The organism is Acinetobacter sp. WC-141, assembly GCF_000313935.1.
Taxonomy (GTDB): Bacteria; Pseudomonadota; Gammaproteobacteria; order Pseudomonadales; family Moraxellaceae; genus Acinetobacter.
This window is the reverse complement of sequence record NZ_AMSS01000052.1, coordinates 1-18716: the sequence shown is the minus strand read 5'-3', so window position 1 is coordinate 18716 and position 18716 is coordinate 1. Positions and strand designations below refer to the sequence as shown.

At 36.8% G+C, this 18716-nt stretch carries 18 protein-coding genes and 2 pseudogenes; 5 read left to right on the top strand and 15 right to left on the bottom strand.

Going from position 1 to position 18716, the window contains the following annotated elements:
• Positions 1 to 55: 55 nt before the first annotated feature.
• A complete protein-coding gene (locus tag ACINWC141_RS10695; protein ID WP_034678336.1) occupies positions 56 to 739 on the bottom strand; it encodes a GntR family transcriptional regulator in 684 nt (227 codons plus the stop codon).
• Between the two features lie 420 nt (positions 740 to 1159).
• Between ACINWC141_RS10695 and ACINWC141_RS10690 the strand changes: the two genes are divergently transcribed.
• On the top strand, positions 1160 to 2065 hold the full coding sequence (locus ACINWC141_RS10690; protein WP_009391133.1) for a DMT family transporter: 906 nt from the start codon (positions 1160 to 1162) through the stop codon (positions 2063 to 2065).
• Between the two features lie 52 nt (positions 2066 to 2117).
• Here ACINWC141_RS10690 and ACINWC141_RS10685 read toward each other — a convergent pair whose 3' ends face one another.
• The 4 genes from ACINWC141_RS10685 to ACINWC141_RS10670 all read right to left on the bottom strand — a co-directional run bounded on the left by ACINWC141_RS10685 (position 2118) and on the right by ACINWC141_RS10670 (position 5170).
• Entirely contained in the window at positions 2118 to 3053 is a 936-nt protein-coding gene (locus ACINWC141_RS10685) for a dihydrodipicolinate synthase family protein (RefSeq protein ID WP_009391144.1), read from the bottom strand.
• A gap of 565 nt (positions 3054 to 3618) precedes the next feature.
• Positions 3619 to 4053: an I78 family peptidase inhibitor gene (locus tag ACINWC141_RS10680; protein ID WP_009390967.1), complete on the bottom strand. Its 435-nt coding sequence runs from the start codon at positions 4051 to 4053 to the stop codon at positions 3619 to 3621.
• Between the two features lie 157 nt (positions 4054 to 4210).
• Complete coding sequence (soxR, locus tag ACINWC141_RS10675; protein ID WP_009391084.1) at positions 4211 to 4678, bottom strand: redox-sensitive transcriptional activator SoxR; 468 nt, start codon at positions 4676 to 4678, stop codon at positions 4211 to 4213.
• Positions 4679 to 4876: 198 nt separating this feature from the next.
• Positions 4877 to 5170, bottom strand: coding sequence for a hypothetical protein (locus ACINWC141_RS10670; protein WP_034678333.1), 294 nt, complete (start codon positions 5168 to 5170; stop codon positions 4877 to 4879).
• A gap of 453 nt (positions 5171 to 5623) precedes the next feature.
• On the opposite strand from ACINWC141_RS10670, the gene ACINWC141_RS10665 reads away from it, so the two are divergent.
• The gene (locus ACINWC141_RS10665; protein WP_081400110.1) at positions 5624 to 6283 is read left to right on the top strand and encodes an epoxyqueuosine reductase QueH; all 660 of its coding nucleotides are present in this window, start codon (positions 5624 to 5626) and stop codon (positions 6281 to 6283) included.
• 309 nt (positions 6284 to 6592) lie between these two features.
• On the top strand, positions 6593 to 7048 hold the full coding sequence (locus tag ACINWC141_RS10660; RefSeq protein WP_081400114.1) for a GNAT family N-acetyltransferase: 456 nt from the start codon (positions 6593 to 6595) through the stop codon (positions 7046 to 7048).
• A 40-nt stretch (positions 7049 to 7088) separates the two neighbouring features.
• Here ACINWC141_RS10660 and ACINWC141_RS10655 read toward each other — a convergent pair whose 3' ends face one another.
• The 4 genes from ACINWC141_RS10655 to ACINWC141_RS10640 all read right to left on the bottom strand — a co-directional run bounded on the left by ACINWC141_RS10655 (position 7089) and on the right by ACINWC141_RS10640 (position 10715).
• Entirely contained in the window at positions 7089 to 8246 is a 1158-nt protein-coding gene (locus ACINWC141_RS10655) for a winged helix-turn-helix domain-containing protein (RefSeq protein ID WP_009391152.1), read from the bottom strand.
• A 129-nt stretch (positions 8247 to 8375) separates the two neighbouring features.
• A complete protein-coding gene (locus ACINWC141_RS10650) occupies positions 8376 to 9557 on the bottom strand; it encodes a cyanate transporter (protein WP_009391094.1) in 1182 nt (393 codons plus the stop codon).
• A complete protein-coding gene (locus ACINWC141_RS10645) occupies positions 9557 to 10039 on the bottom strand; it encodes a nucleoside deaminase (protein WP_009391116.1) in 483 nt (160 codons plus the stop codon). The genes ACINWC141_RS10650 and ACINWC141_RS10645 overlap by 1 nt, the downstream gene beginning before the upstream one ends.
• Before the next feature lie 16 nt (positions 10040 to 10055).
• The gene (locus ACINWC141_RS10640; RefSeq protein ID WP_034678330.1) at positions 10056 to 10715 is read right to left on the bottom strand and encodes an ankyrin repeat domain-containing protein; all 660 of its coding nucleotides are present in this window, start codon (positions 10713 to 10715) and stop codon (positions 10056 to 10058) included.
• 148 nt (positions 10716 to 10863) lie between these two features.
• On the opposite strand from ACINWC141_RS10640, the gene ACINWC141_RS10635 reads away from it, so the two are divergent.
• Positions 10864 to 11721 carry a LysR family transcriptional regulator gene (locus tag ACINWC141_RS10635; protein WP_009391135.1) on the top strand — a complete coding sequence of 286 codons (858 nt, stop codon included), beginning with the start codon at positions 10864 to 10866 and terminating at the stop codon, positions 11719 to 11721.
• On the opposite strand, the gene ACINWC141_RS10630 is transcribed toward ACINWC141_RS10635, so the two are convergent.
• The 6 genes and pseudogenes from ACINWC141_RS10630 to ACINWC141_RS10605 form a co-directional block, all read right to left on the bottom strand.
• Complete coding sequence (locus tag ACINWC141_RS10630; protein ID WP_034678327.1) at positions 11718 to 12671, bottom strand: M15 family metallopeptidase; 954 nt, start codon at positions 12669 to 12671, stop codon at positions 11718 to 11720. The genes ACINWC141_RS10635 and ACINWC141_RS10630 overlap by 4 nt on opposite strands.
• A gap of 7 nt (positions 12672 to 12678) precedes the next feature.
• A complete protein-coding gene (locus ACINWC141_RS10625) occupies positions 12679 to 13296 on the bottom strand; it encodes a hypothetical protein (protein WP_009390985.1) in 618 nt (205 codons plus the stop codon).
• A 12-nt stretch (positions 13297 to 13308) separates the two neighbouring features.
• Positions 13309 to 14115: a type IVB secretion system protein IcmH/DotU gene (icmH, locus tag ACINWC141_RS10620; RefSeq protein ID WP_009391026.1), complete on the bottom strand. Its 807-nt coding sequence runs from the start codon at positions 14113 to 14115 to the stop codon at positions 13309 to 13311.
• Positions 14116 to 14132: 17 nt separating this feature from the next.
• Positions 14133 to 15497: a type VI secretion system baseplate subunit TssK gene (gene tssK / locus ACINWC141_RS10615; protein WP_009391064.1), complete on the bottom strand. Its 1365-nt coding sequence runs from the start codon at positions 15495 to 15497 to the stop codon at positions 14133 to 14135.
• Positions 15498 to 15513: 16 nt separating this feature from the next.
• The gene (gene tssA / locus ACINWC141_RS10610) at positions 15514 to 16608 is read right to left on the bottom strand and encodes a type VI secretion system protein TssA (RefSeq protein ID WP_009391117.1); all 1095 of its coding nucleotides are present in this window, start codon (positions 16606 to 16608) and stop codon (positions 15514 to 15516) included.
• Positions 16609 to 16630: 22 nt separating this feature from the next.
• Positions 16631 to 18106 (bottom strand): annotated as a pseudogene (locus ACINWC141_RS10605) (AAA family ATPase); the annotation flags it as partial.
• 55 nt (positions 18107 to 18161) lie between these two features.
• On the opposite strand from ACINWC141_RS10605, the pseudogene ACINWC141_RS19615 reads away from it, so the two are divergent.
• Positions 18162 to 18716, top strand: a pseudogene (locus tag ACINWC141_RS19615) (IS3-like element ISAba22 family transposase); the annotation flags it as partial.

Genomic DNA, 18716 nt, shown 5'->3' with positions numbered 1-18716 from the left:
AAATTAGGCCATTGGCCTAATTGAAATAAAATTGAAGTGATTAAAAATGTAGCGCTTATTTTTTTGCATTTTTATGGTGAGGTAGATGCTCATAAAGAGATTGGCAAACACCGTTAATGTGCTCTTCAATTAACTTAACCGCTAAATCAACATCTTTGGCTTTACAGGCTTTCACGATTTCTTTGTGCTCATCATTTGCACGCGATTTACCTTCGGAAACATTCATTTGTAATCTTAAATAGCGCTCGATCTTATCGTAAATAGAACGAATTAATCCGAGCATATAAGGCCGCTGTGCTGGTTCATACAGGCATGCATGTAACTGCCAATTTAGTGTTGTCCAGCTTCCGATATCCATGTTATCAATAAAGGCATTACAAATTTCATCTGCCTTTTTATAAGTTTCTTCTGTCATATTCGGCACGGCGAGCTGAATCAGTTTCGTTTCCAACATCACTCGGACCTCAAAAATCTGAGCTAATTCTTCTTCAGAGATTCGGGTCACAATTGCACCGCGATTTTTTATAAACTCAACCAATCCTTCAGCTTCAAGTTGCTTTAAGGCTTCACGTACCGGAATTTTGCTGACATTAAATAGTTTGGCAATTTCATCCTGACGAATGGGTTCACCTTCAGCAATATGCCCTGCAATAATTGCTTCTCTAATATATTTGACAATAACTTCAGATACTGAAGGCATCGCACCAAGATTTGATACATTAAAAGATGGTAGCTTCACGAATATTCTCTTAACCTCAAAAATGAGACAAATTAAAAGGATGATAATTTTTATTCATCCGCCATAATGAAATCATTGCTTTTTAAGCATTTTTTTCGGCACGGCTTACCTTTATTTTAATGCTATTAAAAATCATTTCCGCTATTCATTTAAGCTCATAATTTTTAGCTGCATTAATAGTTTAAGTATACTTTATACCATTTAATTCACAAAACTATTATTAGACTATGCTGAAATCGTCATCAATTTATTGTATTTAACCAAGCAAATCATCATAAATACCAGCATACTACCCTGTTCTCTTGGCGGGCAACTGTCAAAAAAATCCTATCCCTTGAGCTGATTATTCCTTACAAGATAAATTTTTTTGTCTTGTAAAAATCATGCTGCATGAAACTTTTAAAGTTTGAGTCACTTCATATGAGTACGCCAACAGAAGCAAAATTTTCCTTAAATTATTATACGGGTTTCTTATCCGTACTATTTGCTGCTTTTTTATGGGGTACAGCAGGTACAGCGGCATCTTTTGCAAAAGGCATTAGCCCACTTGTGATTGCTACCATTTCTGTGGGCTTCGGTGGATTAATTCATACATTTTTAAGCTTAAAAGCTATTAAAAAAAATTATCAAAAACTATTTAACTATAAGTCTCAAATCTTTATTGCGGTCATTGTTTCAATTCTTTGTCCATTTGCATTTTATTCCTCTGTCTCTTTGGCGGGCGTTTCGATTGGCACCGTAATTTCTATTGGCTGTGCACCTTTGTTTTCAGTGCTTTTGGAGTGGATTTTAGATAAAAGAAAACTCTCTTTAAAATGGCTCGTTAGTTTTATTTTAGGTTTCTTAGGAATTATTTTACTCTCTTATGCAGAAGATCACGCGCAGCAACAAGTCGTACAATCTGATCGCATTTTAGGGGTCCTTTTCGGCTTACTGTCTAGTCTGAGCTATGCAACATATTCTTGGATTATGAGAAATTTAATTCGCCAAGACATCGACTCAAGAGCTGCCATGGGAGTGATTTTTGGTATCTCTGCAGTTCTACTATTACCTACATTATTCATTACTGCACAAAACCTGTTTGATTACCCCACTAACATCTGGGTTGCGATTTATATTCCCATTGTTCCTATGTTTTTGGGCTATTTATTTTTTAGCTTTGGTCTTAAACGAATTCCAGCAAGTCAGGCCATGACTTTAGCTTTGGTGGAGATTCCGGTTGCAGCTTTATTAGCAGTTGTTGTGGTAGGCGAAAGTTTAACAATGAATAGTTATTTAGGTTTAATTCTAATTTTCCTATGCGTTATAGTTCTCACTAAAAAATAAAGAATAGAAATAAAAAAAGAGGCTCATTAGCCTCTTTTTAATAGATATTTGCTTAGATTTCAGCTGACCAGTTACGGTACCAAGTACGGAATAGTTCATACTGAGTTTCAACATATTTACGTTGCGAATCACTCAACGCATCAGTCTCATTGAAGTGTAAGGTATATTCCTTATCGCCATTCAGTACCATTAAATATTTATAGTAAAGAACCAGATCGGTTCCTTCGTCAAAAGAAGATAAAACTTCTAGTGCACTTGATAACTCTTGCGCTAAACGGCGGGCTTTTGCATCACCTGCTGCGGCTTTCTTACTCAGGTCAACCAACAGTAGAACTTCTTTAGGTAAGGCATTACCAATCCCTGTAATCGCACCTGTTGCGTTACAGTTTACGAAACCATGGAAAACTTGAGTGTCTACGCCCGCCATTAAGGTAACTGAATCATCTTGTGAAGTAATGAACTCAGCTGCGTAACGCATATCGGCAGCACCACCAAATTCTTTAAAACCAATTAAGTTTGGAAACTCACGGCGTAATTCAAAAAATAAATCTGCACGAGTTGCAAAGCCATAATATGGGCTATTATAAATCACCGCAGGTAAGCTTGGTGCTGCTTTTAAAATAGCTGAAAAGTGAGCTTTTTGTGCTGTTGGTGACGCACCGCGTGACAGTACACGTGGAATAACCATGAGCCCTTGTGCACCGACTTTTTCTGCGTGAGCTGCATGAGAAACTGCTTCTTTTGAATTAACTGCGCCCGTACCAACAATTGTTGGAATGCCTGCAGCGACAAGTCGTGCCACCCCTTCTTGACGCTGGGCTTCGGTTAGTAAAGGCCAATCACCCATAGAACCACAATACACTACCGCACTCATGCCCGCTTCAATCAGCTCATGCCCTTTTTTCACAAGCGCGTCAAAATCTGGCTCACGGTTAGGAGTACATGGGGTCATTAACGCCGGGATACATCCTGTGAAGATATTACTCATAATTATTCCTCAGTAATACAAATAAAACTCTGGATAGTCGTACTTTCGAGTTAATCCATCTCAAAAGTTATGGAATGGGATTAATAGCTGTTTAATCATTCTTCATATATCGTATACGATATACAACAAAAAGAATAGTCTTTCTCTTTAAATTCTTTAACCTAATAAAAATTGATATAAAACAAAGAGTAATTTTAATAAAAGAACTAAAAATCAAAATTTAAATCCTATTTTTTAAAATTATGGAGATGAAAAAATTATCTAGAATTAAAAATTTAAGCTGAAAATAGAAATTAATTTCGAACATATAGATGATTAGAAAACAACCACAGAACATTAGCCATTAGTCGCACCTCCCTATTTTTATTCATTTTTGCTGGTAAAGTGCTTTACATGGTTTGATACAACCTACTTAACTCAGATGCATAATTCACCTGTTACCGCATCTGATGTTTTTCAGCCTCTAGTCCGCTAGAGGTTTTTTTATTAATTAAAATAATAAAAAAGCCCGCATTCAGCAGGCTTTCTTATTTCATGATTTGGTTTATTAGCTTTTCATTAAAAATTAACCACAGGTTGCCTGAGTAATTTTCTTAGAAGCGGGATCAATAGTAACTGTAACTCGGTTTGTACGATAATCCATAGTCATTGGTTGACCTGGAGCAACTTTACGCACAATTTCTGATTTAGTTTTTTGTTTAATTTGGTCATCAGTAAGGCCAGATTGACCTACTAATTTTTGAGCTTCTTCTGCTACACAGTTCGCTTGATTGTCACGGAATAATTTCCATTCTTCAACGACTTGTCCATTTGGTAAATGGCAATAGCCAACTTGACCATTTGCTTCATTTCTAATTTCTAATTTTCCACCTTGTTCAACACAATATTGACTAGCTGGATTTGGTGAACCAATTTTTGGTGGAGTTGGGTCTTTATGTTGTACAGACGAGCAAGCCGTTAACGAAACAAGTGCCAAGCCAAGAAAGAGAATTTTTTTCATAATTTTTGCTTCTTACTAAAAAAACTAAAGATATCAAAAAAAATCATATTCCATATCACTTTTTTACAATAAAAAACTCACTTAAATATTTTAGCAAAATAAATTTAATTTATTGGAAATTAAGGCATTCCAAATTAAAAGTCTTTTTTAAAATATTTTATTCAGGTCTTTCTAAAATTCGGGGGCCCGATCCGTCTTGTCCTAAAATATCTTCAGGATTTCTCAATGGACATTGCTCTAATGATAAACAGCCGCAGCCAATACACCAGTCCATTTCATCTCTTAACCGAGTTAATTTTTGAATTCGATCATCCAGATTTTCGCGCCAATGACTCGATAAATCTTTCCATTGCTGAGCTGTTAATTTGCTACCTACTGGATACTGACTTAAAGCTTCTTTAATTTCGTTTAAAGGAATACCGACCCTTTGCGCGACTTTAATAATCGCAATATATCTTAAAATAATTAAGGGATAACGACGTTGATTACCATTTGTTCTTATACTTTTTATAAGCCCTTTCGCTTCATAAAAATGTAGGGTCGAAACAGGAACTCCACTCCTTTTTGCAACTTCACCAACAGTCAAAACTCGACTAGGGGTAGCTTTTTTATTTTCACTCATCATGATTGACCTCAACTTTACTTGAGGTTTATAAGAGAGCGCTTTTATTTTGTCAAATAACTCATAGAAGTTTTGTTATACGGTATGAGCTTTTTCTCCAAGTTATAAGTTTTATCTGTAAAAGCTAATGATAAAAAATGAGTGTGATGATTAGTTCAGTTCAATCTATAAAATAACTTGTTGTTCGTTAAATTTAAGAAGTTAGTTTTGTAGAGTACAGGGGCATCCACAAATCCAAAACATGTTGTAAACAAAAGGCATTGGGGCACCTAATGGATAGACTTTGATCTGCTCAATCTTATAAGTTTTTTTACGTGACTCAATGTGAAGTATATTATCAAAACGGGCAACCACTACTCCCTTTTTATATAATTTTTTCCTTTCATTTTTTGCATCAAATTTATATACCAAAAAGTAAACTTTTTCTCCTACACTGATTTTTGAATGATTAACCATAATGTAACCATTACAATACTTACATTGCCAATCTTTCATATCTCAAATTATCACACGCTTAAATTAAAAGAACACACTGAATTTTATAGTATAAATTTATTAAAGATATAAATCTAAAGAAATATTTTATTTGAAAAAATAAGGTTTATTTGTGATATGCATCACAATAAAAAACATAAAATTCAAAATTATATCTATACATATCAAATACTTAAAACAAGAACAAAAAATTATTATTTTTAAATATATAAAATATATCCATAATTTATTTATTCATATAGTATATTGAGCTATAGCTTTTAAAATTTAATTATAGAGATAATTTTAGTATTTATTAATATCTCTATTTTATTATATTCATATAGTGTTAAATATAGTCATTGAACATTTTAAAATATTAAATTAATTTCACATTAAACTTGAAAATAATTCATTTCACATTATATAAAAAATAAATATATAATCACTAAAATTACAATTTATTTTTTTATTATGTCAAGTCAACGTTTAAAATTAGAACTCCCCTCTGGACACGATCAATTATTACTTCACTCTTGTTGTGCTCCTTGTTCAGGAGAAGTTATGGAAGCATTGATCGACTCAGAAATTAATTTTTCAATATTTTTTTATAATCCTAATATTCATCCAGTAAAAGAATATCTAATCCGTAAAGAAGAAAATATTCGTTTTGCAGAAAAGCATAATATTCCATTTATCGACGCAGATTACGACACTGACAATTGGTTTGCTCGAGCTAAAGGAATGGAAGATGAACCAGAGCGTGGTATTCGTTGTACCATGTGTTTCGATATGCGTTTTGAACGAACTGCCCTTTACGCACATGAACACGGCTTTAGCCTCATCAGTAGTTCTCTAGGCATTTCTCGCTGGAAAAATATGGCGCAAATCAATGACTGCGGAATTCGTGCTGCTGCTCATTATCCTGAAATTCAGTACTGGGACTATAACTGGCGTAAAAATGGTGGCTCAAGCCGCATGATTGAAATTAGTAAACGAGAAGAGTTTTATCAACAAGAATATTGTGGCTGTGTATATTCTTTACGAGATACTAACCGCTGGCGTATGGGAAATGGGCGTGATCGAATTAAGATTGGTGTAAAATTTTATAATAATGCGATGGAAGATGATTAAATCTTATTACTCCTTAAAAATTAATTAATTTGTTCTGAACTATATTTATTCGTGATAAAAAAAGGCCACATCTGGAGAATGTGGCCAAAAGGTGTACTAAAATATGATCTGATTTAATTACATTAATGAGGTAACCTTAAAATAAAATTAATTAAAAAATATTTTTTAAATTTCCAGAAAAATGATAAAGGTAAGCAATGTCTTTTCTCTTAAGATTTATTGTTTTATTTTTTAATACTTTAATGTTTTCTTAAGATATTTATATTCGGCATAGTTTTCATCAATTAGTAAGAAAGAAGTGTAATTATGATTCAAAATAAATCCATACAAATCATGCCAGTCCAACAAGAAAACTACACTCAGTGGTTAGAATATTGGCTTGCCTATCAAAAATTTTATCAAGTCAATTTACCCCCTCATATAACAAAAATGACTTGGGAACGTTTTTTCAATGAAAAAGAACCCCTCTATTGTGCGGTTGCTAAAAATAAAGAACATATCTTAGGTTTTGTCACTTATATGTTTCATCGGTCTACTTGGGCAGAAAATAATTATTGTTATTTAGAAGACCTCTATGTTTCACCGGAAGTCCGTGGTCAACACATTGGTAAGCAACTCATTGAGTATGTACAAAAGCAAGCAATTGAACACAACTGTGAACGTTTATATTGGCACACCCACGAAACCAATCACACTGCTCAAAAGCTCTATGACTGGATTGCACAAAAGCCAGGCATTATTCAATATCGTATGCCTTTGATCTAAACGAAGTAAAACACCAAAAGCTATAAATTTCTTTTGGTGTTTAAATCTTAGTACGAATAAGCTTGATCACTTTGTCATTAATGGTTGAGCATTGATTAAATGCAGCAAAACGACTGAGTTCCTGCTCTAATTCAAAAAAGAAAAGTTCCTTATTTTTTACTGTTTTTTCTAGATGTAGACTAATCACTTCTAATTCTTTTACGGACCGATGTGCTTTGCAATCTACTCGGCCCACCAACTCATCTTGAAACAGAATCGGCAAGCAGAAATAACCAAATATCCGTTTGGCCGCAGGCACATAGCATTCAATCCGATAATCAAACTCAAATAAAGAAGTTAAACGGTCACGATGAATAAGCGAGTTATCAAAAGGCGAAAGTATTTTTAAACCAAAATCAGTCTCCACTTTTTGTTCTATTGCAGCTACATCCACATATAGGGTTTGACCGTCGGTAAGTTTAACTGCTGATACAACACCTGCATCAACCTGCTCTTTTAGCACAACACGCATAGCCTCTTTTAAATCATTTTTCTTTAAGTGAACTAATTGTTTCCATGTAAATACGCCATGTGCTCGAAGCGTATTATTAAATAAATACTGAGCGTACTCATAAAGCGTAGGCATACTCAAATCAATATTTTCAGGTAAACAACGTTCGGTCAAGTCATAGACTTTTTCCATTCCGTTACGTTCACAAATCATCAGGTCACCCTGCATATATAACTGCTCAAAAGCATGGCGTCCGGGGCCTGTATTCCACCAATTTCCTAAGCTCTTTTTATTATTCTTATCAATATCGCGTAGTCGAATTTTACCTTCAGCACGAACACGGGCTAAAATTTCATTCATGAGGTGTTGATCGCCTCTATTAAAATAACGGCTTTCGCCGTTCCTAATAGACATCATGGCAGGCAGCGCATAGCGATAATCTTTCATAGGAAGATAAGATGCGGCATGATACCAATATTCAAAAATCTGGCGCTCACGTACCAAATAATTTAAATGACTTAGCTCATAATCAGGCACTCGGCTCCACAAGATATGGTGATGAGCACGCTCTACAACCGATATAGTATCGATCTGCACATATCCTAAGTGCTCAATAGCCTGTAAAGTTCCATTCACTCCTTTTGCGAATCGACTAGTTTTTCCTAGGCCTTGATTAAATAAAGTGAGCTGTTTCAAAGAAGAAGTCATAGAAATCAAATATTGTTGTATTCATTTAGAAGCGAAAAATTTCAGTTCTATCGTATCACTATTTTCTAATTTGCTTGTGATTTAGCATCAGTAATTCTTTATGAAAAGAATCTCGGCTAACCCAATATTTTATAGCGTTACCTTAAAATAACTTTTGGGAGCCAATCTAATCACTAAAATAACAACTAATATCACATTGGCTAAATGAAAAAGCCATCCTGCTTTATAAGCCCCCGTAAGATCATGCAAAATTGCAATTATCCACGGCGGAATTGCTGCCAGTAAAAAACCACCGCCTTGCATAAGCGCAGATAAAGCACCCGCATGACTTGGTTCCTCAAAATGATCTAATGCAACAATAAGCGTTAATGCAAAACATCCTCCTAAGCCAACGCCTAAACAAATCGCCCAAAGCATAGAGGCGAACTCAGGCATAAAAGCCATTCCTGAAAAACCGACCATTTGCATTGCTAACGTAAACCATAACCATGGACGTCGGTCTTTATATTTTCTTGCCAACACGGGCAAAATAAGTGCTGAAGCTGCTTGGCTCAACGCCAGAAAAGCAAGTAATTTTCCACTTTGTGCTGCGCTCCACCCCTGATCTTGAAAAGACGGTGCTAACCAAGCTACGACTGATGAGTACCCCCCATTTACAAGTCCGAAGCAAGCCATTAATAACCATGTTCGAGGTTGATTTAATAACTTTCTTACAGGCGCACGATGAATAGATGATTTAACTTTTGTAGGTAAAAAAGCTAGCGCCAATATAAATGCAAATAAAGCTGGAATAGCAAAAAAAGCCAGTCCAATCGACCAGAGGCCCGTTATATTGGAAATTACAGGAGCCAACCATGCACCTAATGCTCCGCCGCCCATGAGCATAGCTGAATAAAGGCCCATCATCGGACCAATATGTTGGCTAAATTCTCGTTTAACCATGCCGGGAAAAGCAGCTTGTATCATTGCAACACCGAATCCGATTACTATGGCACTAAGAATTAAACCTTCGGCAGTAGGAAATAAAAATCGGACAGCACATCCCCCACAAATGGTCAGCAATGCGCCAAGAATAGCTCTTCGTTCACCAATAATGTTCTGCAATATTGGCCCAACAAATGCAACGAGCCCCATAAGCATCATCGGTAGCAAAGTCAGCAGTGCTACCCCTTGTAAGCTTAAACCAGTGGCTGTTCGAATATTGGCAATCAATGGTCCAATACTTGTTATAAAAGGTCTTAAATTAAGCCCAACCAAAGCCACAGTTATTACAAGCATGGGGCGAACTAAGAAAATTTCAGACTGCTTCATTACTTTGAGCCTGAATGATTGGCTTGATAATTCTTCCAATACACATAAAGATCAGTACGGTTTTCAACTCTGAGTGGTATATATTGAATTTTCATTGATTGCTCAGCAAACGGCTTTGCAAGCTCAATATATATTTCAGCTGTAGACAAACCAAATGGTGTGCCATCTTCATTAGAATAAGCATAGCTCACCGATTTTATACCTGCTAAATGCATTGCAGCCATACACATTGGACATGGATGTCCACTTGCATAAACAGAACAGCCCTCTAGATTTGCAGTTCCTAAAACTTGACTGGCCGCTCGAATTGCTAATAATTCTGCATGGGCGGTCGGGTCATTCGTTGTCAAAATTTGATTTACACCTGAAGCAATAATTTCTCCATTCTTTACAACTACTGCTCCAAATGGTCTGCCACCTTTTTCAATATTGTTATAGGCAAGCTCAATCGCATTACGTAAAAACTGTTCATCTTTTTCCATCACATACTCTCACTTTCTATTTTGCACCAGCGGCAAGAAGTCTTTTTTCAATTTCGCGGTATCCTCTTGAACGTGCATGTTGTAATGGCGTAATGCCGTCTTTATCTGCTAAGTTCGAATCAGCCCCTGCTTTTAATAACAGCCCTACAATGTGTTGATATTTTGGTTCTCCATTTCCCAAAATGATGGCCTCAAGCAATGCTGTCCATCCCAAGTTATTAACATGATTAACATCTACACCAGCCGCAATTAACGTACGAACTGTTTCAACATGGCCTCGTTCTGCTGCTGGAATGAGCGCAGTCCCACCGTAACGGTTAGTACTTTTTAAATCGGCCCCATGCATGAGTGTCATTCTTAGAATTTTTAAATATCCCTGTGCGCCAGCATATAAATATGGACTGTCTTGAATATTATCTTTTGCATTTACATCTGCCCCAGCCTCTATCAGCATATGAGCGACTTGGATATTATTTGCCCTTGTAGCGACCATCAACGCAGTCGAACCTGTTTTATCTCGCTCATCAATTGAGGCTTTTTGAGATAAAATCTGTTTTATAGATTGAGTGTCATTATTTATGACTGCCTGATGTAAGGGATACTCAGCCATTGCATTCGTCATATTTGTAAAACCTAATGCGACGACCAGATTCATCCACATCAGTGACTTCCGCATACTTGGCTCCTAATAGAAATTTTATGGCAAAAAATTTTTCAATTAGAATAAACTTGAGCAAAAGTATTTGGAAATTAAATTATTTAATCGATAGTATTAAGGTTATAAATACCTATCTACTCGGCTTTTAACTGTAGCGCTACTTAATATGTTTGATCCTCGCCTTTTGCGTGCTTTCGTCACTATTTTTGAAACTGGCAGTTTTACCGCGGCCGCCGATCGATTACATCTAACTCAATCAACGATTAGTCAGCAGTTAGCACGACTTGAAGAATCCGTAGGTCATGCGCTTATAGATCGAACAGCACGACCTTTCAAATTAACCGTATCTGGAGAATATCTGATTGGTTATGCCCAAAGGATTTTGACTCTTCAACAAGAAGCTGAAGCGCTACTTAAAGATCCGGCAGGAAGCATTCCTATCCGTATTGGTTTACCAGAAGATATGATGAGCCCTGCGATGGCCGAAGTTTTCGGAATATTTGCCAAAGAGCATCGTTCCATTCGTTTAGACGTCACCTCTGGCTTGAGTCGCAACTTAACTGAACGTTATCGGAATGGTGAATTCGATATTATTATTGTCAAAGAACCTGCGGCCAGTGCTGATCACCACGCTACATTCCCAGAAGAAATGGCATGGTTTGAAAGTGAGAATTCAACAATTACATGGTCTGATCCCATGAGTTTAGTGACCTTTCCTCAAGGTGGACTTTATCGGGATGAGATGTTCGCAACGTTAGAACGTGAACGGCGACGTTGGTATATTGCTTTTACGGGTAGTAGCCTAGAAAGCGTTTTAGTCAGCGTTGAAACAGGTTTAGGACTCTCTTTATTGCCTGTCGCTACGACCCGTGGACGTAGAGTACGTCGATATGATTCATTAGGAGCTGTGCCTCCTATGGTCGTTTCAATTTATACATGGGAAAAAGCTGGGATAATTTCCCAGCTTGTAGATAAGATGACGAACGTTTTAAAGAATCGTTTTCAATCATCAATCAATGTTTAACTTACATCATTCAAACTTTCGGCAATCAGTTTTTCAGCCATTTCTTGAGTTTTTCTTAAGCCCGGCATACGGAATTCAGTATGCCCATAATCTTGAATAGATTTCCAACGTCCACCCCACGTGAGTCCAACCGATTCAGCAACTTGCCCATATAAGCGATAACCTTGCATAGCCCACGGATCTCTTTCAGAAATAACCACTTTCCCATTTCGTTTAAAGGCGACATCTGCTGCCAGACCAAATTGATGATAACTTTGATATCCCTTTGCTCTCGTGGTATTCGGATTACCTGCCAACATATTTTGACGAACAGGACTACGATATCCCTCTAATAGAACCAACTCATAGCCATATTGTTCTTTCATGATTTTAAAAACCATGAGCAACCGCTGCTTATAACGCGGGTTCATTTTGCTCCATTTACGATCGACTAAACTGGTATCTAAAATAGCTCGCCCATCGAAACTCGTATTATCAATCGGTGAAGAATTAATGGTTCCACTACTTTGAGAAGCATATTGTTGCTCTAATTGTGTGGCCTCTACAATCGCAGCTTCAATTAAGCTTTCATCCACTTCTGGTGGTGGCGATAATATTTCACCATTCAAAAGTGCATAAATTTGAGGATCAGTTTTTTTGAGGTACTCGGCTTCAATTCGAGTTGAGCTAATAGGTCGAGTAAAAGCAAATACTAAAATACTGGCAAACAAGAAAAAGCCTGCTATGACAATCCACCACTGCTGTAAATGCCAATGAGATTGGAGCTTTTCAGGCGCAGCTGCTTGATTCATTATTTGAGCAAATTGTCTAACCTGATTAAGCTGTTTACGGCCTTGTGGCAGTAATGACAAAACGAAATCTTTACTTCTGCTCCTTAGCTCATAAGACATTAAAAATGCCAAACCAATTGCTAAGCAAGTAAAGCAAAAGAAAATGAGAAAGATCATCATTTGTTCATTAATTCACAGCAAAAGGACTTCGTGTAATTTTAATATCTACCGATGCCTTAGGTGGTTCCACCTCGGCTTCTGGTTCGGCTGGGGCTTTATTCTCAGCAATAGGTTTAGTCTGCGCCACTTGTTGCGGCTTACTTACCGTTTTTTGTTGAGCAGGCTGAACTTTCGGTTGGGCCGCTTTAGCTGCACCCGTCTGTAGTTGAGGCACAATCTGAACTTTCTTTTCACCAGTCAGTTGTTCATCAAATGGAGAAACTCGCTGTTCATTAGTAGTCGCGGCCTTATGCGGAACAGGTTTAAAGATATTACTTAATTCATTATCTTTAGGTTGTTCAAAGCCATCTCGACTCATTGAATCTGTTTCGTTGTCTTGATTAGCAGCCACCTGATTTTGTTCATCAGCAGAATGAGCAGTCTCTTGATTTAAAACTTGCTCTTCAGTTGATTTATTCTCAATTGCTGCTGATTCTGGCGAATTCGGTTGAGACAAGAACAGGAATAGCGAGATGCTGACAAACACTCCCGCAATTACACCAATTACAATATAAAGTAGTGGTGATTTCGGCTTTTTTTTATTCGATTGTAAAACTCGAATAGAAGTTGGTTTTTCCTGAGCCATTTCGTACCATCATCAAGGTAAATAAATTGTAATATGTGCTTGCTCTTGAGGAGCAGAAATCACATTTTGATAATTAGATAATGCTTTATCATTTTGATTATTCAGCATAAATCTTAAACCCGCAAAGGTAAGTAATGCAAAAATCAATAAAAAGATCAATATCCAAAAGAAAGGTACTTCGCGATGAATAATATTTCGTATTTGATCGGGAATTGCCGAGAACGGCGAAAAGGCAACTTTTTTTCCTTTCAAATAGTCAATTTCGTCACCTACTCTTGATACTAAATGGTTGAGACTTTCCGTAGACTCAATTCGGTACTTACCCTGAAAACCTAATAAAAGGCAGTAATGAAATACTTCTAAAGCAGCTAGACGTTCTTTTCCACGGCTACGTAATTGTTCCAATATTTCAAAGAAGCGATAACCCGCTAACTGAGAACCAAACAAGCTCAATTGTAACGGGCTAATTAACCAAGCGTTTTGCAAATTAAAATAACTCGGGTCTTGTTGCGTTACGATCGTTTCATCAATCAAAGCACAAAATGCATATTTAGCATCATGAATATCATCAGCTGAAAATTGCAACTTTTTGGCTTGTTGCTCAAATTGATTGAGTAAATTTAAGATTTTTTCACGAAACTGCTGAGCGTCTGCCGGCACATACTGATTTCGAATCAAAAAAACCAAATAAAAACCATCATGCAATAAATCAATAAGATTGATTGCCTGTAGTTTTACCTGAGACTGACTATTATTGTTCCCGCCCGTTCCAATTTGCCCATCATCAAATAAAGAAGGAGCACCTGTGGATTGTGACATTTTTCTCTCCTTTACTGTTAAGCGTTCATGACCGCAATCAGTTCAATACTAATATCTTGGAAACCAGCCGGAATATAAATACAAATCGTTTCTGAATCTAACATGCGCTGGTAAAGCTCATGATGAGGTTCGATTTCAAAATAACTCACGCCAGAACGTACAGGTATCGCAGTTGGAACTTGAATTAAATGATGCAATGGAATTGCAGGTAAGGCAGCAACTACACGTTGCTCTACATCTAAAGTGCTACCGATTTTAAATCGTAAAGGTACAATCTGGATCAACTCATGGGTCTGCATTGCACTACTTGATACTGCAATATAAAGTCGAGTGTCTCGAGTAATCTTATCGGTCTCAAGACTACCCACCCAATATGAAGGTCGGATTTCTTTAAGTGCAATACTGATGTATCGACTCGAAATAATCGTATCGAGCAAATCACGTAGAATCGTGTCCAACTGCGAGAAACTTTCTTGTAAATTATGGTGTTTATAGGCAGGCAACTGATCGACATCATAGGCCGTCGAGAAAGTTAATAATGAACCGGCTAAACGCAATAATTCGAAGAATAAACGCTCTGGATGAATTTGTGGATATTGCACAAAATGATTTAGACCAGCATGAGCTGTATTTAAGGCATTTACCAACCAGAACGAAACGATATCACCAGAACGGAATTCAATTAATTTCTGTTCATTTTCTCGGTTATTGGTTTGAATCGTCTTAATTTTTGCCTTAATAACGTTCAGTGTTCTTTTTAAATTTGAGATGAGTGTTTCAGATGCATCCACGTGCAAAATTGGTGGAATAAACTTTCGATCAATTTCAAAAGCACCCGAACTTTGACGTTTAATCTTTCCAATAGGCAGATATAAGAAACCATCTAGATTATGGTCTGGATTACTATGTACATCTAATAATTTAAAAACAGCACGGCGACGTAGCAAACTAATATCTGCTTCAGTAGCGTTAGTAAATAGATCATGCGTTTCGACAAGGTGGGATTGATATCTGCCCTTTTGCGCTTGGTTTTGATCAATTAGATTTTGCTTATTTGCTTGTAAGAGTGGTAATGCTAAATAAATTAGCATCTCACCACGTAAATTAAGATCATCCAATAAAATTGGCTCAGGCAATAAATCATATGCAGGCGCCTGATAAATTTCACCGTCTTGCCAGATCATCTCTACGGACTCAAGAGCAAGAATATGCGTGCTCAATTGAGCCTCATCGAAACTTAATTTCTGAATACCATACGAAAAAGGCACAACCGCACGAACCGTATGATTTAGGCGTTGTTCATGATAGGTATCTTGAATTTGGAAATGTTGAGGTCTTAAAAATAAACCTTCGCCCCATAGGACTTTTTCAGCTTTAAACATATGTCTTTACCAATCTTTATTCATATTCATTTTTAGGCTGTACACCCAACATTTCCTGAACCATTTGTAATGGATGCTCATCTTTAATGACTTGTGCTAGCCATTCATGTAACGGCATTTGACTCCATTTAATGGTTTTTTGAAGCATATAGCTCACCGGGCTATGGGGTTCGTTTGCTTGAAAGTAGTCCGCAATTTCTTGCAATACTTTCATTGCTTGCTCACGATTCGCCAAATGTGTTTGAGCTTGAGGCTGAAAAGCAGGCTGATCTGAAACAACTTGTACAGGCACTTGATTTTCCATAGATGAGCTTGTAATGACAGCAGCCTGTTCTTGGATTGGAGTAAGCCCCGTACCAAAAGCTTCGGCTTTATAAATCTTGCGTAATGTGCTGTGAATGGTTTCAAATGCCGAATCAATTGCACCAAAACTCGGCGAATCTAGCCCCATTAAATCGTCAAGTGTTTGCTTTAGAGCATCCCACTCGGTTAAGACTGAACTAAAATCTTGATAATTAGAGTATTGAAAAGTTTTAGAGGTATTAAAGATAGCTTGATCGAATTGTTCTAATTCCGAAGGTCCAGACTGACTATCGTAATCTTCAGTTTGTTTACGGCGAATATTCTCGTGATATAGAAAATTATCGTAATCAAGCAAATTATAATAAGGAGCTGTATTGGTTAAAGAGACTTTCTTTAACAACATCGGTAGTTGATTAATTAAACCCTGTAATAAACCAATGCGCTGGTCTAAATCATTATCTTCAATAACAGGGTGAATTTCCTGCCAGTATTGATTCAGCATGGAATGGCTTAAAGTTAAACCTTTCGCCATACCATCAAAACCATAAAGATGAGTCCAAGCTTCTAAGAGCCAAGTTAATAGACGAATATCTTTTGTATTCTCTTTTAGCAAAACACTCGTTTTATTTGAGACAAAGTCCCAGTCGGCCTGTTTACGCTCAGCAACCCAATCACCTTGATCTAACAATAAATCATCTTGTGTTTTCGCTTTTTTTATTTCATGAAATTCATTAGAAAATGAAAAGTCGTCACCACAAGGCAAACTATCACTAATGGGTTCAAGGAGTTCAGAAATATCAATATTCATCTAATTTTAGCTCTATTCAATTTTAAACTTCTGACTTCAACTTTTTACTCGTCCTTTTTTTAGCAGCTTTCGCAACTGGATCTAGTAAATATTGAATTTCATCATCTTTAGCATCAATCATGATAATTTTTGGCAATTTTTGCTCTGCTAAGGCCACCAAAATTTCTGTAGCCAACGCAGGTAACACCGTAGAATTTAAAATATTATCGACATTACGCGCACCGCTATCGACTTCTGTGCAGCGGCTTAAGAGCAGCTCTACCAAATCATCGGAATACTGGACTTGTGTACCGTATTGTTTCTCAATTCTTGCTGTGATCTTGCCTAACTTATGTTTAATAATTCGTACCAGTAAATCGTCATGCAATGGGAAATACGGCACAACTCTCATTCGACCTAAAAATGCAGGCTTGAATTGCTTATATAAACTTGGTTTTAGATGGTCAATCAACTCTTCAGCTGTAGGCCATTCTTCAACAGGTGTATTTAAGCATGCTTGCATAATCGCACTTGAACCAGCATTTGACGTCAACAGAATAGTGGTATTTTTAAAGTCAATTACTCGTCCTTCACCATCTTCTAAAGTACCTTTATCAAATACTTGATAGAACAGTTCTTGAACATCACTATGTGCTTTTTCAATTTCATCAAGCAACACAACACTGTAAGGATTACGGCGAACAGCTTCTGTTAAAACACCGCCTTGACCATATCCCACATATCCAGGAGGTGCACCTTTTAGCGAAGATACAGTATGGGCTTCCTGATATTCAGACATATTAATGGTGATTAAATGCTGCTCACCGCCATATAATTCATTTGCCAAAGTTAATGCAGTTTCAGTTTTACCTACCCCACTTGGGCCCACCAAAAGAAATACACCTTGTGGCTTATTAGGATCTTCAAGTCTTGCTTTTGAAGTTTTAATACCTTGCACTAATTGTGTGAGTGCATAATCTTGCCCCATTACACGCTCGCCCAATTTATCTTCAAGCGTTAATATCTGTTTAATTTCATCATTAACCATTTTTCCAACAGGTATTCCGGTCCAATCAGAAATAATTTCATTAATGATTTGAGAGTTTACTCTTTCAAATACTAATGGTTGCTGGCCTTGAATTTCAGCAAGATCTTTACGTAGTAGATTAATCTGATCATAAGCTTCAGATTCATTAGCATGATTTTGTGCTTCTAAATCTTGAATTTTATGAACAAGTTCTAATTCTTTTTTCCATTGCTCTTCGGTTTCATGAATTTCTTTTTGCAAAGATTCTAAATTAGCTTTTAAAGTTTCTAATCGTTCATGATGAATTGGGATCTGACGATGTTCATTTTCTAAAATTTGCTGCTCAAGCTTTAAGTTATGCTCTTGAGCCTTTAATTGATCAAGTTTTACCGGTTGTGCATTTTGGGTCAACGCAACACGTGCTGCTGCCGTATCAAGAACACTAACTGCTTTATCCGGAAGTTGGCGTCCACTAATATATTGATGTGTGCTGAAAAAACAGGAGGTTTTAACTTGGTAAACTAAACACACTCATCAGGAGTTTACCATGAGCAAGAAACACAAGACTTACACCACAGAATTTAAAGCTGAAGCCATCAAATTAATTGAAGCCAATCAAGGCAATGTCTCGGAAACAGCCAGACAACTTAGCATTTCAATGCAAACTCTTTCAAATTGGAATACCAAAGCCAAGGCTGGAACTTTAGCAGGTACAAAACAGTATTCACCTGATCTAAACGCTCTACTCGAAGAAAATAAAAAACTCAAACAACAGCTCAAAATAGCTGAAATGGAACGTGAATTTTTAAAAAAGGCAGCAGCGTACTTTGCCAAAGAAAGTCAGTAAGGTACGCCTATATGAAACAAAAAAGATATTCTTTTCCAATTACCTTAATGGCTCGATTACTTCATGTTTCAGTTTCATGTTTTTATGATTGGCTCAAGAGAGGCGTGAGCAAAAGAACGATTCAACGAAATCAACAGACGATATTGGTGAAAATAGCCCATGAGGAGACAAAGCAGAGCTATGGTTATATTCGATTAACCAAATACTTACAAGCTCAGGGTATAAAAATGAGTATGTACGCTGTACGTCAGATAA

What these genes read in the sequence shown, in the direction of transcription:
- ACINWC141_RS10630 (WP_034678327.1), bottom strand. Translation starts at nt 12,671, where the DNA reads ATGATGATCTTTCTCATTTTCTTTTGCTTTACTTGCTTAGCAATTGGT.
- ACINWC141_RS10690 (WP_009391133.1), top strand. Translation starts at nt 1,160, where the DNA reads ATGAGTACGCCAACAGAAGCAAAATTTTCCTTAAATTATTATACGGGT.
- ACINWC141_RS10625 (WP_009390985.1), bottom strand. Translation starts at nt 13,296, where the DNA reads ATGGCTCAGGAAAAACCAACTTCTATTCGAGTTTTACAATCGAATAAA.
- icmH (WP_009391026.1), bottom strand. Translation starts at nt 14,115, where the DNA reads ATGTCACAATCCACAGGTGCTCCTTCTTTATTTGATGATGGGCAAATT.
- ACINWC141_RS10650 (WP_009391094.1), bottom strand. Translation starts at nt 9,557, where the DNA reads ATGAAGCAGTCTGAAATTTTCTTAGTTCGCCCCATGCTTGTAATAACT.
- ACINWC141_RS10655 (WP_009391152.1), bottom strand. Translation starts at nt 8,246, where the DNA reads ATGACTTCTTCTTTGAAACAGCTCACTTTATTTAATCAAGGCCTAGGA.
- tssK (WP_009391064.1), bottom strand. Translation starts at nt 15,497, where the DNA reads ATGTTTAAAGCTGAAAAAGTCCTATGGGGCGAAGGTTTATTTTTAAGA.
- ACINWC141_RS10670 (WP_034678333.1), bottom strand. Translation starts at nt 5,170, where the DNA reads ATGAAAGATTGGCAATGTAAGTATTGTAATGGTTACATTATGGTTAAT.
- ACINWC141_RS10685 (WP_009391144.1), bottom strand. Translation starts at nt 3,053, where the DNA reads ATGAGTAATATCTTCACAGGATGTATCCCGGCGTTAATGACCCCATGT.
- ACINWC141_RS10640 (WP_034678330.1), bottom strand. Translation starts at nt 10,715, where the DNA reads ATGCGGAAGTCACTGATGTGGATGAATCTGGTCGTCGCATTAGGTTTT.
- ACINWC141_RS10635 (WP_009391135.1), top strand. Translation starts at nt 10,864, where the DNA reads ATGTTTGATCCTCGCCTTTTGCGTGCTTTCGTCACTATTTTTGAAACT.
- soxR (WP_009391084.1), bottom strand. Translation starts at nt 4,678, where the DNA reads ATGATGAGTGAAAATAAAAAAGCTACCCCTAGTCGAGTTTTGACTGTT.
- tssA (WP_009391117.1), bottom strand. Translation starts at nt 16,608, where the DNA reads ATGAATATTGATATTTCTGAACTCCTTGAACCCATTAGTGATAGTTTG.
- ACINWC141_RS10680 (WP_009390967.1), bottom strand. Translation starts at nt 4,053, where the DNA reads ATGAAAAAAATTCTCTTTCTTGGCTTGGCACTTGTTTCGTTAACGGCT.
- ACINWC141_RS10665 (WP_081400110.1), top strand. Translation starts at nt 5,624, where the DNA reads ATGTCAAGTCAACGTTTAAAATTAGAACTCCCCTCTGGACACGATCAA.
- ACINWC141_RS10645 (WP_009391116.1), bottom strand. Translation starts at nt 10,039, where the DNA reads ATGGAAAAAGATGAACAGTTTTTACGTAATGCGATTGAGCTTGCCTAT.